The 14161-nt window shown below is 65.8% G+C and carries 15 protein-coding genes and 1 pseudogene; 4 read left to right on the forward strand and 12 right to left on the reverse strand.

Annotated elements, in window-relative coordinates:
• Positions 1 to 103 precede the first annotated feature (103 nt).
• The 3 genes from EV641_RS28635 to EV641_RS30060 all read right to left on the reverse strand — a co-directional run bounded on the left by EV641_RS28635 (position 104) and on the right by EV641_RS30060 (position 1566).
• Entirely contained in the window at positions 104 to 343 is a 240-nt protein-coding gene (locus tag EV641_RS28635) for a toxin (RefSeq protein WP_132476878.1), read from the reverse strand.
• Positions 340 to 600 carry a ribbon-helix-helix domain-containing protein gene (locus EV641_RS28640; protein ID WP_054719197.1) on the reverse strand — a complete coding sequence of 87 codons (261 nt, stop codon included), beginning with the start codon at positions 598 to 600 and terminating at the stop codon, positions 340 to 342. The genes EV641_RS28635 and EV641_RS28640 overlap by 4 nt, the downstream gene beginning before the upstream one ends.
• 159 nt (positions 601 to 759) lie before the next feature.
• The gene (locus tag EV641_RS30060) at positions 760 to 1566 is read right to left on the reverse strand and encodes a GNAT family N-acetyltransferase (protein WP_241997535.1); all 807 of its coding nucleotides are present in this window, start codon (positions 1564 to 1566) and stop codon (positions 760 to 762) included.
• 636 nt (positions 1567 to 2202) lie between these two features.
• Here EV641_RS30060 and EV641_RS28655 point away from each other — a divergent pair.
• Complete coding sequence (locus EV641_RS28655) at positions 2203 to 3240, forward strand: NADP-dependent oxidoreductase (RefSeq protein WP_054719194.1); 1038 nt, start codon at positions 2203 to 2205, stop codon at positions 3238 to 3240.
• A gap of 4 nt (positions 3241 to 3244) precedes the next feature.
• On the opposite strand, the gene EV641_RS28660 is transcribed toward EV641_RS28655, so the two are convergent.
• The 4 genes and pseudogenes from EV641_RS28660 to pcaD form a co-directional block, all read right to left on the reverse strand.
• A complete protein-coding gene (locus tag EV641_RS28660) occupies positions 3245 to 3661 on the reverse strand; it encodes a hypothetical protein (RefSeq protein WP_132476880.1) in 417 nt (138 codons plus the stop codon).
• A 73-nt stretch (positions 3662 to 3734) separates the two neighbouring features.
• A complete protein-coding gene (locus EV641_RS28665; RefSeq protein WP_132476882.1) occupies positions 3735 to 4946 on the reverse strand; it encodes an acetyl-CoA C-acetyltransferase in 1212 nt (403 codons plus the stop codon).
• 15 nt (positions 4947 to 4961) lie between these two features.
• Positions 4962 to 5780, reverse strand: a complete 819-nt coding sequence (locus tag EV641_RS28670; RefSeq protein ID WP_241997536.1) for an IclR family transcriptional regulator — start codon at positions 5778 to 5780, stop codon at positions 4962 to 4964.
• A gap of 14 nt (positions 5781 to 5794) precedes the next feature.
• Positions 5795 to 6550, reverse strand: a pseudogene (pcaD, locus tag EV641_RS28675) (3-oxoadipate enol-lactonase); the annotation flags it as partial.
• A gap of 151 nt (positions 6551 to 6701) precedes the next feature.
• Here pcaD and EV641_RS28680 point away from each other — a divergent pair.
• Both EV641_RS28680 and EV641_RS28685 read left to right on the forward strand, forming a co-directional pair.
• Positions 6702 to 7448 (forward strand): CoA transferase subunit A, encoded by a 747-nt coding sequence (locus EV641_RS28680; protein ID WP_132476885.1) that lies wholly within the window; start codon positions 6702 to 6704, stop codon positions 7446 to 7448.
• Positions 7445 to 8089: a CoA transferase subunit B gene (locus EV641_RS28685; protein ID WP_054719155.1), complete on the forward strand. Its 645-nt coding sequence runs from the start codon at positions 7445 to 7447 to the stop codon at positions 8087 to 8089. The genes EV641_RS28680 and EV641_RS28685 overlap by 4 nt, the downstream gene beginning before the upstream one ends.
• A 71-nt stretch (positions 8090 to 8160) precedes the next feature.
• On the opposite strand, the gene EV641_RS28690 is transcribed toward EV641_RS28685, so the two are convergent.
• From EV641_RS28690 to EV641_RS28705, 4 genes are read right to left on the reverse strand one after another with little or no spacing between them, the layout of a single operon-like run.
• Positions 8161 to 9285, reverse strand: coding sequence for an AI-2E family transporter (locus tag EV641_RS28690; protein WP_132476887.1), 1125 nt, complete (start codon positions 9283 to 9285; stop codon positions 8161 to 8163).
• Positions 9286 to 9320: 35 nt separating this feature from the next.
• The gene (locus EV641_RS28695) at positions 9321 to 10226 is read right to left on the reverse strand and encodes an alpha/beta fold hydrolase (protein ID WP_132476889.1); all 906 of its coding nucleotides are present in this window, start codon (positions 10224 to 10226) and stop codon (positions 9321 to 9323) included.
• Between the two features lie 8 nt (positions 10227 to 10234).
• A complete protein-coding gene (locus EV641_RS28700) occupies positions 10235 to 11317 on the reverse strand; it encodes a PDR/VanB family oxidoreductase (protein WP_132476891.1) in 1083 nt (360 codons plus the stop codon).
• A complete protein-coding gene (locus EV641_RS28705) occupies positions 11314 to 12201 on the reverse strand; it encodes a metal-dependent hydrolase (protein WP_132476899.1) in 888 nt (295 codons plus the stop codon). Before EV641_RS28705 ends, EV641_RS28700 begins: the two co-directional genes overlap by 4 nt.
• Positions 12202 to 12421: 220 nt before the next feature.
• On the opposite strand from EV641_RS28705, the gene EV641_RS28710 reads away from it, so the two are divergent.
• Positions 12422 to 13654: a DUF6880 family protein gene (locus EV641_RS28710; RefSeq protein WP_241997537.1), complete on the forward strand. Its 1233-nt coding sequence runs from the start codon at positions 12422 to 12424 to the stop codon at positions 13652 to 13654.
• 23 nt (positions 13655 to 13677) lie between these two features.
• Here the strand turns inward: EV641_RS28710 and EV641_RS28715 are convergent.
• Positions 13678 to 14161 (reverse strand): HepT-like ribonuclease domain-containing protein (locus EV641_RS28715; protein WP_132476893.1); only part of this gene is annotated, 484 nt, incomplete at its 5' end.

Here is a 14161-nt window from a genome sequence, read left to right on the forward strand (position 1 = left end):
ACTGGCGGCCAACCCTCATCACGCGGTCGACCTGGTCTTGAGCGCATGAAACTCCAGGCCGCAGCCCCGGAAGTCAACAACTACGGCACCCTGGGTACGGGGGTCACTGGATGAGGTCGAGGTAGTGCGAGCGGGCTTTCATGGCGTGAATGAGCAGTTCGTTTCCGCTGTCGAAGCGCAGGACCACCAGTTCCAGGAGGCGGCCGTTCGGATCGAAGCCCAGCCGGAATTCTCGTGCGGGCCTGTCGTCGTCCAGATCAGCGATATAGACGTGGTGCTCGGCTGCGTAGATCCCGGCTTCTGCGCTGATTCCGTGTTTGAGTGCGGATTTGTGGGCCTTCACGCGACCTGAGTCCAGGCGCGCACCGCTTCTCGGATTGCCTCGGATCGGGAGACATGTTCCTGCTCTGCGCGTGCGTTCAGTGCTTCCAGCAAGGCTGCATCCATACGTACGGGCACCACCGCCCCGGGCCCGACTCCGACTGTGGGGCGGCCGCGCTTGCGCAGCTTCTCGATGTCGTATCCGGCCTCGGCTTCGTCCGCCCATTCCTGGATCAGTTCGTCCGTGACGGACCGGCCGTTGATCGTCTCGTCGGTCATGTCTATTAGTGTAATACGAAATTAAGGAGTTCGGGCGACCCGACGAACGAAGGTGAAAACAGTGGTGCCCGCGGGTGCTACGTGACACTGCCACCGCAGCCGGTCAGTGCAAGCGCAAGAACAAGGGGTGATGTGCGGACAGCCCGTGGACTTTGGCGGTCAGGGGTTGATGGCATGTTCGACGAACTGGCCGCAGGCGCGGAACCCCAGGCGCCGGTAGACGGGTTCGCCGTCGGCCGATGCTTGCAGGACCGCGATGCGGTGGTCTCGATCGCGGGCCGTGCGGAGCGCCGCGAGCGTGATGGCTCCGCCGAAGCCGCGTCGGCGGTGGGTGGCCAGGGTGGAGATGTTGTAGATGCCGGCGACTCCCGCGTGGTGGAACACCTCGGCGGAGCAGACCGGACGGTTTTCCGCGTAGCCCACCAGGTACCGGGCCGGGCAGGTCGCGGCCAGTGCCTGAGAAGCGGCCCGGGCGAAGAAGCCGCGGACGGTTGCGGCGGGTGGATTCCAGTTCGCGGCGAGGACCGTGGCGTAGTCGGCGAGCTGTTCGGGTGTGGTCACCGCCCGGATGTCCAGTCCCGGGACGGCGGGAGGCGGCAGGGTGTCGTCCAGCTCGGCCCACATCGCGGTCTCGCTTTCGGACACCGGCAGACCGGCTGCCGCCAGGCGGGCGGTAAGGTCTGCCGGTGTCGAGGCAGAGCCCACCCACCAGGAGAAACTGCGGCCGGTGCCGGTCAGCGTCCCGATGGTGTCGGTGATGTCGGCGGTAGCGTCGTCGGCGGTGAAGCGGGCCGCGGCGACAATGTTGAACGTGTCGTCGTCCAGGCCGCTGTCTGCGATCAGGAGGTCGCCGGTTTCTGCGACGGTCGCGCCGGGCATACTCCGGTGCAGGTGGCAGGCGTGTTCCGCCAGGTTCTGTTCCATCCGGTCCGTCAAGTCGGCTTCGTCAGGGAAGTAATTATTCATGCGGTTGATCCCAGCACGACCGAGCGACGACCTCATGTCATTTTGGGTCGCAACTGCCGTGGACGAGTTCGTGACAGGTCCGCTTCTGGAGAGTCCGAGGCGGGTGGAAAGCCTCTGGATCCGCCGCTTGCGTCGACGTACAGTGCCCGCCTGGGCAGGTACCGTGTGCTGTACCTGATCAACGACGCGAACTGTACGGTCGAGGTCACCGCGATTTCCCACCGCGACGATGCCTATCTCACGTGAATCCGTGTGAGGTTATGAGTGCCCCAGGCCGCGGCATGCATTCGTAGTGCTTCGACATCCTGCGGCGTGCGGGACTGATGTGTGCGCCTCGCGACCTGACCGGGTATATGTATGCGAAGGGGGGGCGCACACCAGGTCACGCACGGTGTGCGGTGGTCAGCACTCTCCTCCCCACACCCGAGAGGAGTCGATGTGTCGATCCGATCCACGTCCAGCAGCGCGCCCAGGTCCCAGACTCAACAACCGCGTCCACACCGCACTGCCGAGCACGAAGGTCCCTCGTTCACCGAGGCCATCCATTCCCGCTTGTTCTCGAACTACGAGCCGCCGCGGGGCGATCGTCCCGGCGCTGCCTGACGTCGACGAGACAGTAGGGCAGACTGCGAGAGTATGAGCGCATCGTCGAAGATCCAGAGCACACGTATCGTCCTTGCGTCTCGCCCCGACGGGACGCCTACAACCGACAATTTCCGAACCGAGGTCGTCGACCTCCCCGCCCTGTCCGACGGACAGGTCCTGCTGCGGACCGTCTACCTCTCCCTCGATCCGTATATGCGCGGCAGGATGAGTACCGCGAAGTCGTATGCGGAGCCTGTAGAACTCGACGAAGTGATGGTCGGCGGCACGGTCGGGCAGGTCGTCGAATCGCGACACTCGAGTCTCGCTGTGGGCGACTATGTTCTCGCGGGCGCAGGCTGGCAGTCGCACGCCGTCATCAGTGGTGACGAGGTGCGCAAGCTCGATCCCGACGCAGCACCGCTGTCCACAGCGCTCGGCGTGCTGGGAATGCCGGGCTTCACGGCCTATTCGGGACTGCTGAAGATCGGGCAGCCGAAGGAAGGCGAGACCGTTGTCGTGGCGGCGGCGACCGGGCCTGTCGGATCTGCGGTCGGCCAGATCGCGAAACGCAAGGGCGCTCGCGCAGTCGGTATCGCGGGCGGACCGGAGAAATGCAAGGCGCTGCTCGACGAGTTCGGGTTCGACGCAGCCGTCGACCACCGCGACCCCGACTTCGCGCAGAAGCTTGCCGACGCGGTACCCGATGGCATCGACGTGTACTTCGAGAACGTCGGCGGGCACGTCGCCGATGCGGTGATGCCGCTGCTGAATCTCTATGCGCGGATACCGGTGTGCGGTCTGGTGGCGCAGTACAACGGCGCCGACCTCGAGCGCCGCGACCGGCTGCCCGGCTTCTTCTCGCTCGTGCTCGTCAAGAGCCTCACGATCCGGGGATTCATCCAATCGGAATTCGTCTCCGAGATGTACCGCGACTTCCTTCGCGAGGCCTCGGAATGGGTACGCAGCGGTGACCTGAAGTATCGAGAAGACATCGTCGACGGTCTGGAAAATGCGCCGGAAGCGTTCATCGGTCTGCTCGAAGGGAAGAACTTCGGCAAACTGCTCGTGCAGGTCGCGCCGGAACAGTAATGCGTCAGCGACGTGGCGTGCCCGTCGACCACAGTGCCCACAGCACCAGCACGGGCTGGAAGAACAGTCGGATGAGACGCTTCCGGTCGGTGTCGAGGCCGAACGCGCTGCGGCGGTGGAGATACTGCGCAAGGTTGCCGGGGAAAACCGCGACGAAGAACAACGCGGCGATCCGGCCCACGCGGACGCGGTCCCTCGGGAGGACGGCGAGGCCGGCGCCGAGCATGATTTCCACCCCGCCCGACGCCATCACCACTCCGTCCTTGTCCATCGGGACCCAGTCCGGAACTTGCGCCTGAAAGTCCTTACGAGCCCAGAACAGGTGACTCATCCCCGCGAACACCAGGGCAGCGGCGAGGAGATACCGCGCAATCGTCCTCGGCCGAGTGGTAGGTGGCGTTTCCGTCTGCTGATCGGTCATGCTGCGATCGTACGGAGCAGACGGCCCCCGCGGCGGCATCTCGACATCTTCGCCGCGGGGACCGGACAGCGGATCAGGCGATGCGCTCGAACACCGCGGCGAGACCCTGTCCGCCGCCGATGCACATCGTTTCGAGTCCGTAACGTCCTTCGCGGCGGTCCAATTCGCGCAGAAGTGTCGCGAGGATACGGCCGCCGGTCGCGCCGACCGGATGACCGAGGGAGATACCGGAACCGTTGGGATTGAGCCGGTTGTCGTCGGCTTCGATGCCCCACGTGCGGGTCACCGCGAGGGCTTGGGCGGCGAACGCCTCGTTGAGTTCGATGATGTCCATGTCGGCGAGCGTCAGGCCGAGACGGCCCAGCGCTTTCTCGCTGGCCGGCACCGGGCCGATTCCCATGGTGCGTGGAGGGACGCCGGCCACCGCCCAGCTCGCGAGCCGGGCGAGCGGGCGCAGGCCGAGCTGTGCGGCCTTGTCTGCGGTGGTGACGATCGCGAGTGCGGCGCCGTCGTTCTGGCCGCTCGCGTTGCCCGCGGTGACGGTGGACTCGGGATCGACCTTGCCGCGGATCGGACGCAGCTTTGCCAGCGTCTCGAGGGTGGTGTCGGCGCGGGGATGTTCGTCGGTGTCGACGATCAGCGGATCACCTTTGCGCTGCGGCACTGTCACCGGCACGATCTCCTGTGCAAAGACACCGTTGTGCTGCGCGGCGACGGCGCGCTGGTGCGACTGCACGGCGAGTGCGTCCTGATCCTCTCGGCTGATGGAGAATTCGGCGCGCAGGTTCTCGGCCGTTTCGATCATGCCGCCGGGAACGGGGAAGTCGCGACCACCGGCGGTGACGCGGGCACGCGCGAGCCGGTCGTTGAGGGCGACGGCCTCGCCCTTGACGCCCCAGCGCATTCCGGTCGCGTAGAACTCGGCCTGGCTCATGGACTCTGCACCGCCGGCGAGGATCAGATCGCTGCCGCCGGTCTGCACCTGCATGACGGCCTGCAGGATCGCTTGGAGACCGGAGCCGCAGCGTCGATCTACCTGGATGCCCGGAACCTCGACGCCGAGGCCGGCGTTGAGTGCGGCGATACGTCCGATCGCCGGGTTCTCGCCGCTCGGGGACGCCTGCCCGAGGATGACGTCGTCGACGTCGGAACCCGAGATACCGGTACGCGACACGATCTCGCGGATGACGGTGGCAGCAAGGTCTTCCGGTGCGATGTCCTTCAGGACGCCGCCGAAGCGGCCGACCGGGGTGCGAAGCGGTTCGCAGATCACTACGTCGGTCATCAGTTCTCTCTCCGATCAATTCGTCTGGGTGCGGGCGTAATCCGACGAGATCTCGTCCGCCGTGGAAACCAGGGCGGGGACCAGCCGGTCGCGGAGGGTGTCGATCGGGTAGCGGGCGGCGTGGGTGGAGATGTTCACCGCGGCCACCACAGTGCCGGATGCGTCGCGGATCGGTGCGGCGAGCGACCGCAGTCCCTCTTCGAGTTCCTGGTCGACGATGCAGAATCCGTCGCGTCGCACCTTGTCGAGTTCGGCGCGCAACGTGTCGCGAGTGTGCGCGGTGGTACCGGTGATGGGTGTCAGGTCGGCGCGGGCGAGATAGTCGTCGAGTTCGCCTTCGGGCAGGCCGGCGAGCAGGACGCGACCCATCGACGTCGCATAGGCGGGGAAGCGCGTGCCGAGGGTGATGGTGACGGTCATGATGCGGTTGACCGGAACACGGGCGACGTAGACGACGTCGTCGTGATCGAGCACCGACACCGACGTCGACTCGTGGACCTTCTGGGCGAGCGACTCGAGGTGCGGTCGCGCGACCTCGGGCAGCGACAGCGCCGACAGATAGCTGTATCCCAGTTCAAGGACCCGTGGGGTGAGCCAGAATCGGGATCCGTCGGTGCGCACGTAGCCGAGCTCGGTCAACGTGAGCAGGAAGCGGCGTGCGGTAGCGCGGGTGAGGCCGGTCGCGCGTGCGACGTCGGACAGCGTGCGGCGCGGGTTCTCCGCGCCGAACGCCTTGATGACGGACAGTCCGCGGGCGAGTGACTGGACGTAGTCGGGAGAGGCGTCCTTGGGGGAAGCGTCCTTCACGACCTGGTCCGTATCGATGTCGGTCACAGCTGGTTCTTCCTCAGGTGGTCGGCGATCAGCTGTGTGACCTTGTCGGCCTGTTCGACGTTCGCCAGGTGCGCGCCGGGCGCGACGACGTGGAACTCGGAGGTGGCGATGCCCTCGGCCAGGGTCTGCATCGCTGCGGGTGGGGTGGCGGGGTCTTCTTCGCCGGCGATCACGAGGGTGGGGGCGGTGATGCGGGCGAGATCGTCGCGTCCGTCCCAGGTCGAGAGGGCCTCGCAGGATGCGGCGTAGCCCTCGTCGGTGGTGCCCGTCACCATTGCAACGTGCCGGTCGACGAGATCCCGGTCGCTGTCGAGGCGGCCGGGGCTGAACCAGCGCGACACGATGGATTCGGCGATGGAGGCCAATCCGTCGGTGCGCACGGTCTGGGCACGATCGAGCCACGGTTGCGCGGGCAGGAACGCCGACGACGTGCAGAGCAGCGTCAGTGAGCGGATGCGGTCGGGGTGGTTGGCTGCGAGCCACTGGCCGACGGCGCCGCCGAGGGAGAGCCCGACGTAGTGCGCGGTCTGCACGTTCAGGGAGTCGAGCAGCGTGATGATGTCGGCGCTCAGTTCGCTCATCGTGTAGGGGCCCTGCGGTGCGGGCGAGGAGCCGTGACCGCGGTGGTCGACGGCGATGACGTGCCAGTTCGCGGACAGTGCATCGATCTGCGGCTGCCACATCGACAGGTCGGATCCGAGCGAACCGAGGAAGAGCACCGCCGGTGCCGACGGGTCTCCGTGCTGTTCGTAGTGCAGCGTGACAGTCAATTCATGCTCCATTTGTTCGCAATGAGGACGGATGGACGCTATGCGGACAAGGCTAGAGCGGACCGGCGCGTGAAGCAACGATTCGGACGGAAGATGTTCGCATTGCGGACGAGGGTTCACATTACGCACCTCTCCGGTTATTCTGGCATGCATGGACAAAGTCGTTGCCTCCGCCGCCGAGGCAGTAGCCGACATTCCCGACGGTGTGACCATCGCCGTCGGCGGATTCGGCCTGGTCGGCATCCCCGAGATCCTCATCAACGCGCTTCTCGAGCAGGGCGCGACCGACCTGGAGACTGTCAGCAACAACTGCGGTACCGACGGGTTCGGTCTCGGGCTGCTCCTCGAGAAGGGTCGAATTCGGCGCACCATCTCGTCGTACGTCGGTGCCAACAAGGAGTTCGCCCGCCAGTACCTCTCCGGCGAGCTCGAAGTGGAGCTCACGCCACAGGGCACACTCGCCGAGCGGATGCGCGCCGGTGGCGCGGGCATCCCCGCGTTCTTCACCCCCGCGGGCGTCGGCACCGCAGTGGAAGAAGGCGGCCTGCCGCTGCGCTACGACGGACACGGCGGCATCAAGCTAGCGTCGCAGCCGAAGGAAACCCGCGAGTTCGACGGCCAGACCTACGTGATGGAACGCGGCATCGCCGCCGACTATGCACTCGTGCACGCCTGGAAGGGCGACCGGCACGGCAACCTCGTCTACCGGGCCTCGGCCCGCAACTTCAACCCGCCCGCCGCGGCCTCGGGTCGGGTCACGATCGCGCAGGTCGAGCATCTCGTCGAGCCGGGCGAACTGGATCCCAACGAGATCCACACCCCCGGCATCCATGTGCAGCGGGTCGTGCCGGTCGGCAAGGTCGAGGTCGGAATCGAGAATCGGACGGTGCGCTCATGACACAGACCGCCAAGGGCATGACCCGCGAAGAGATGGCCGCACGCGTCGCCGCGGAACTGCGCGACGGCCAGTACGTCAACCTCGGTATCGGGATGCCGACGCTGGTGCCGAACTTCATCGAGCCCGGTATCGAGGTCATCCTGCACGCGGAGAACGGTGTGCTCGGTGTCGGCCCGTACCCCACCGAGGACGAGCTCGATCCCGAGCTCATCAACGCCGGTAAGGAGACGATCACCGCGATCCCCGGCGCTTCGTACTTCGACTCGTCGCAGTCGTTCGGCATGATCCGCGGCGGTCAGATCGACGTCGCAGTGCTCGGCGCGATGCAGGTGTCCGCGAAGGGTGACATCGCCAACTGGATGATTCCGGGTGCCATGGTCAAGGGCATGGGCGGCGCGATGGACCTCGTGCACGGCGCCAAGCGCGTCATCGTGATGATGGATCACGTCACGAAGAAGGGTGAGCCGAAGATTCTCGAAGAGTGCGCACTTCCCCTCACGGGGAGGCGTTGCGTGCAGCGGATCATCACCGATCTCGCCGTCATCGATGTCACCGACGAGGGGCTGAAGCTCGTCGAGACTGCGCCGGGTGTCACCACAGAAGAAGTGGTTGCCAATACGGCCGCGAAGCTCATCGTCTGACCCGACCCCTGACCCCTCCAGTGAGCGAATGAATCACTCAGTCGATCTGATCGAGTGAGTGGCACATTCGCTCACTCAGGGTGGGTGGAATCGTCCTCGTCGGAGTCGGGTGGCTCCTCCGCCGACGTCGAATGCTCGACGAGTTGGTAGCGCGTTCCGTAGGATTCGACGAGCGCCTGCAGGATTGCCACCACCGGGACGGACACGAGCGCTCCGATCGGTCCGAACAGCGTCGCACCGACGATCACCGATCCGAAGGCCACGGCGGGATGGATCGCGACAGTACGCGCTGTGATGCGCGGGTGCAGCAAATAGTTCTCCACCTGTTGGTAGAGGGTGCCGAACACGATCACCCACACCCCGTCCAACGGTTGCGCTGCGGCAGCGATGATCGCGGGTAGCGCGATGGCCAGATACGTACCGAGAGTGGGGATGAACTGCGAGACGACGCCGGTCCAGATCGCGAGTGGCAACCAGTAGGGCACACCGATGATCAGCAGGAAGATGCCGGTGAAGAAGGTGCTGAACGCAGCGAGAATTAGCCGTGAGACCACGTAGCCGCCGGCTTTGTCGACCGCCGTCTCCCATACCTCCGTGATCACCTTCTGCTGCCTCGCGGGAAACCAGCTCGAGATCGTCCGCCGCATCTGCGGTCCTTGCGCGGACATGTAGAAGACGAACAGAAGCATCGTCAACAGCTGGAAGAGCGCGCCGACCAGGGTGCTGACGACGCCGAGCACGCCCGGTGTGAATCGCTGCGCGAGATCGCGGACCGTGTCGGGCGTGATGTGGAGCAGATCGTCGCCGGTCTTGAAGTTGGTATCGAACGTCCGGTTCGCCCAGTCTGTTACGCGGGACAATGCGTCCGGAAGCGTGGTGAGCAGCTGCGCCACCTGTTCGGCGAGGAGCGCACCGAACAGCGCAAAGAACCCGACCACGAGGATGAAGAGGCTGACCAGCACGATGCCGGTGCCCGCACCTCGTCGTAGGCCGCGGCGTTCGAGCAGGTCGACGATCGGTTCGATCGTGACGCTGAAGAGCCACGCCAGGAACAGCAGGCCGAGAAAGCCTTTCAAGTTGTGGAACAGCCACCCCGACATCTGGTAGAACGCGACTGCGAGGAGCACCGCGATGATCGTCGGGCGCACCCAGCGGGGTGCTCGCGGACGATCGGTCGCGGTCACGTCGTTGCTCATCGCACCTCCCCGGGCGATCGGCTATGACGCGGAATCTACCCCGTGGTCACCCGCGGCGCGGCGGTACCGACCTCGGCGGCCCGAATGAACCGAGCTGTGAGAGCGGCCAGTTCACCAGCGTGCGACCGCGGCGACCAGTGCCCGGCGTCGAGGGGCACGCGATGAAGATCGGACACCCACCGGTCGGTGTCCTCGTAACCGACGGGACGGACCGCCCGATCGCGGAGATTCTGGACGAGTTGCACGGGCACATCGGTCCGGCGTACCCGCGGCCGGAACAGATGCCTCCGGATATTCGCCCGGTACAGCTTCATGCCGTGCACCATGTCGTCGGCCACTGTCGGTGAGAGCGGGCCGATCACCGACGGATCGGTCCGGTCGAAGGCGCCGACGAAGTCCGGCCAGTGCCTGGCGAACCACCACCGCAGCGCGGGGACCGGGAGACCCGGGATCTGGAAGAGGACGGTGTACGCCGAGGCCAGTGCCTGCTCGAGCGGGCCCAGCGTACGCACCTCTCGGAGACGTCGCCGCATCCACATTCCGAGATGGTCGAGATTGGGCCCCGATACCGAGGTGTACGACGCGATCCGCCCGGCGGCGTCCGGTTCACACACGGCTTCCCAGCACAGCACCGCCCCCCAGTCGTGCCCGAGCAGGTGCACGGGGGCATCGGGGCTCACTGAATCGATCACAGCGAAAAGGTCGGACGCGAGATGCGCCAGACGGTAGTCCGCGACGCCGCGGGGCACGGCAGACGCGCCCGCTCCGCGATTGTCGAATCGAATGATGCGGAACTCGTCGGCCAGGTGGGGCACCACCCGGTCCCACAGAGCGTGGGTGTCGGGCCAGCCGTGCACGAGGATCAGGGTGGGTCCGTCGGGGTTTCCTTCCTCCACGGTGTGGAGGCTGACCTGTCCGTTGGTCACGGTATGTGTGCGCATGTGGTTCCTCAGAGGTCGAGTACGAGGCGGCCGTCGGCGCGGGAGACGCAGACGAGCATCTCCTCGCGGCGTTCGTCGTCGGTGAGCCGGTTCTCGCGGTGGTCGGGGCTGCCGGACAGGACGCGGGTGCGGCACGTGCCGCAGAAGCCTTGCCGGCACGAGTACGCGACATCGGGGCGGTGTCGGCGGATCACGTCGAGTGCCGATTCGTCGGCGGACACCGGAAAGACTTCCCCGGTGCTCGCCAGCTGCACCTCGAACGGGCGACCGTCGACGATGGGGGGTGCGCCGAACCGTTCGAAGTGCAGCGCGTGAGCGCCGGTGCTGTCGAATCCGGTTCGCACGGACTCGAGCATCGGTGTGGGCCCGCAGCAGTAGACGGCGCCCCCGATGGGTGCGGCGGCGAGGAGATCGGCTGCCGTGGGGAGCCCGTATTCGTCGTCGGGCCGGATGAAAACCCGGGCGCCGTAGCGTTGTTCGAGTTCATGGACGAATGGCATCGCGCTGCGACTCCGGCCCGTGTACACCAGGAGCCAGTCGGTTCCGGCGAGTTCGGCAGCGCGCATCATCGCGAGGAGCGGGGTGATCCCGATACCGCCCGCGACGAAGAGCGCCGGCCCCTCGGCGACGAACGGAAATCCGTTGCGAGGTCCGCGCACCGATACCGTGTCTCCGGGTTCGAGCGCGTGCATCTCGAGTGAGCCGCCACCGCCGTCGGGCACACGGCGCACCGCCACGACGTACCTGTCGACGTCTGCGGGATCTCCACACAGCGAGTACTGCCGGCGCCGCCCGGATTCCAGGTGCACGTCGATGTGCGCGCCGGGGTGCCACGACGGCAGCACGGAGGCGTCGGGCGCCTGCAGCGTCAACCGGACCACATCGTCGTCGGCAGCGACGACCTCCTTGCGCGACACGGTGAGCCGCATCTCCGGGTCGGGCCGTGCGACGTTCTCGGTCCCGGTGCCCAGCGGGGCGACCACGCCGATGTACCGGTCGACGAGCACCTTCAGCACACCCATCCCGCGGTCGGGGCGGCTGCGTCCGCGGAGGTCGCGCGGACGGTCTCGGCGATCCAGGAGACGCGTCATCGGCCTGCTCCGCGGGCGGCGGGGGAGGTCGCGAGGTAGCGGACGGCCTGAGCAGTCGACCCCTCCTGGCTCGGGGCGTATGCGCGGTGGAAGTACCGCGACAGTCGCTTGGCGAGGTCGAGCGGTCCGGGCATGGTGCCGCGCCGGCTTGCAGCGAGCCAGTCGGAGACGTGCGGCGTGCGCGTACGCGTACGCGCGGAACCATCAGCGAGTCGAGGATCGTTTGCCATGAGGAACCGGGTGCCGCGAATCCACAACCACAGGAGAATCGGGGCGACGATCATCTGCGTCCGGAGGCGCCGTGCTTCGCCGGGGTCGAAATAGCGCATCACGTCGTACGCGACGCTACGGTGTTCGACTTCTTCCGCGCCGTGCCAGCGCAGCAGGTCGAGCATCGTGGGATCCGTTCCCGCTGCGTCGAGTCCCCGCGCGTTGAGGACCCAGTCGCCGAGGAACGCCGTGACATGCTCGATCGCCGCGATGATGGCGAGACGCTCGACGAGGTAGTTCTCCGCGTGCAGACCGGTCAGGGGACGTGGACCGAGGAGTCGCCCGAACATCCATTCGATCTGGTCGGTGAACGGTGTGGGGTCGAGGCCTCGAGCGTGGAGGTGCTCGAGAACACCCCGGTGTGCGTTGGCGTGGACCGCTTCCTGCCCGATGAACCCGAGGACGTCCTCGCGGAGTTCCTCGTCGTGGATGTGGGGGAGCGCTTCTTCGAAGGTCTTGACGAACCACTCCTCCCCGGCGGGGAGGAGCAGATGCAGCACGTTGAGCACATGGGTGCTGAACGGATCACCGGGGACCCAATGCGCGGGCAGTGCACTCCAGTCGAAATGGACGTCGCGGGCGTGCAGGAGTACGCGATCGGGTGCGGTGGACATCACAGTGCTCACGGACGGAGCAGGGCCGTGTGCGCGGCTGCGGGTGTTCATGCAAACGGAGGTTACCGTAACTACTAGTAATATGTAATGGGTTGCGGCGGGATGGCTGGGGACATTGACGGAAGGTCTGCTGGATCGGCCGCGGGTGGAGCCGGGCGGTCGGTTTCTGGAAGCTCTACGATTGCGTGGCGCTTTGTGGTGCTCCGAAGGAGGTCGTTGCGTGACCACGCTCAGTGAAGCAGTGCTCCCACTCATCAGGACGAAGACCGATCTGCATCGGTGGAGTGCTGCGAACGCGCACGGCCGGCGAATGCACGAAGCCGTTGACACTCTCGAATCAGCGATCCCGACGACGGACCCGCTCGAGATCTACGACGTCACCAACAGGGCGCTCGCGAGCTCCATCACGGTGATTGCCCGAGCCGATGACTCCAGCGGGATCATCGGTGACGCGTGTCGTCGTCTCCTCGAACTTCATCCGCGGGTTGCTGCCGTCGCGAAACCTCCGCCGGGAAAGCTTGTCGACTGGATGATGAAGTTCCAGTTCGACGGCGTAGTCGACTACTTCGAGATCGATCCGGTCGCCTATGCGCCGGCTCTCGGCAACGAAGGGATGGCCGACTACCGAGCAAAGCTGCTCGAGACCGAAGCGGGGCTCGGAGCGCGTCCGTCGGAAGATGAGCGCTGGTCGTCTCCGCATCCTCACGAGTGGTTCACGCTCGACTGGAATGCGCGGCGTCTGGCGATCTTGGACCGCGACATCGAGGCAATCATTCGTACGCACGCCCGGGATCGAAAGGTCGCGGCCTGGCTGAAAGACACCGCCGAAGCGTTCGAGGAAATCGGCGAGATCGACCTTGCGATCGAGTGGGCGAAACAAGCGACCGACTTCGACCGGGGGCACCAGTCGCTCAGTGCTGCGGACTACTGGTGCGTCCTTCTCGAGAAACACCGGCCTGGCGATCTGCTGGACGCGCGACTCCTGGTGTTCCGCCGCTGGCCGTCTTCGGTAACAGCCGCTCGTGTGTACAAGTCGGCAGGCGAGGCCTGGGCCGAATACAGGGAGGAGGTTCTGAGCGTTCTTGCTGCCAGCCCGAGCGACTCCGTGGCCTTCGCCCTCGTGACACTTCGTGATGCTCGCTTCGCGTGGAGCCTCGCCCACTCGCTCGGTCTCGAAGACGATCGCACGTGGAACGAGTTGGCCAAGGCGTATGAGAAGGTCGAACCTCTTGCCGTTCTTCCGGTTCATCGGAGACTTGTCGAGAACGAGTTGGTTGTTGCAGGAGCCAAGCATTACCGCCTCGCGGCTCGCCGCCTTGCGAAGATGCGCATGCTTGCTGCGGGGTCAGACGAGGTTGCCGCGGTGGAGGACCTCATCGCAGAACTCCGCAGGACTCATCGGCGAAGGCCGCGTCTGCAGCAGGAGTTCGACCGCGCAGGGCTCCCTCGGTGATGCCTGGGCTGTGAGGCGCCCGTTCACATGTCCTTCGGTCGTAGCGTCTCATCGGCTTCATCGGCTTCATCGGCTTCATCGGTGAGTTCGGAGTCCGCGTCAGCGAACAGTTGCAGGAGGGAATCCCTCCACTCGGGAAGGTCGACGGATAGGGTCTGCCAGGTGATTGCTCGGTTGATCGCGTCGTACTGGTGAATGATGAAGTTGCGGTTTGCGACGGCGAGTGCCCAATCGATGCCTTCAGGTGCGAGGACGCCAGCCCTGGAGAGGCGATTGGCAGCCTCTCCGAGCTTCATCATCAGTGAGTCACCGGCTTCTTGGAGCAGGATGTCGGCGAGGTAGGCGTTCTTGCCGCGTTGCACGATCTCGTCGACTCGTTGGATCCAGCCCTGGATATGCAGTAGATCTTTAGCCTCGCGCTTTCGTGCTGATTGAGCGAGCGGCCGTGTCGAACACAAAGAATGGTGCCCTGAGCTGGGATAATTCGACTTGCTGAGGGTCGAGTTT

Origin of the sequence: Rhodococcus sp. SMB37, assembly GCF_004345605.1 — a bacterium.
Taxonomy (GTDB): Bacteria; Actinomycetota; Actinomycetes; order Mycobacteriales; family Mycobacteriaceae; genus Rhodococcus.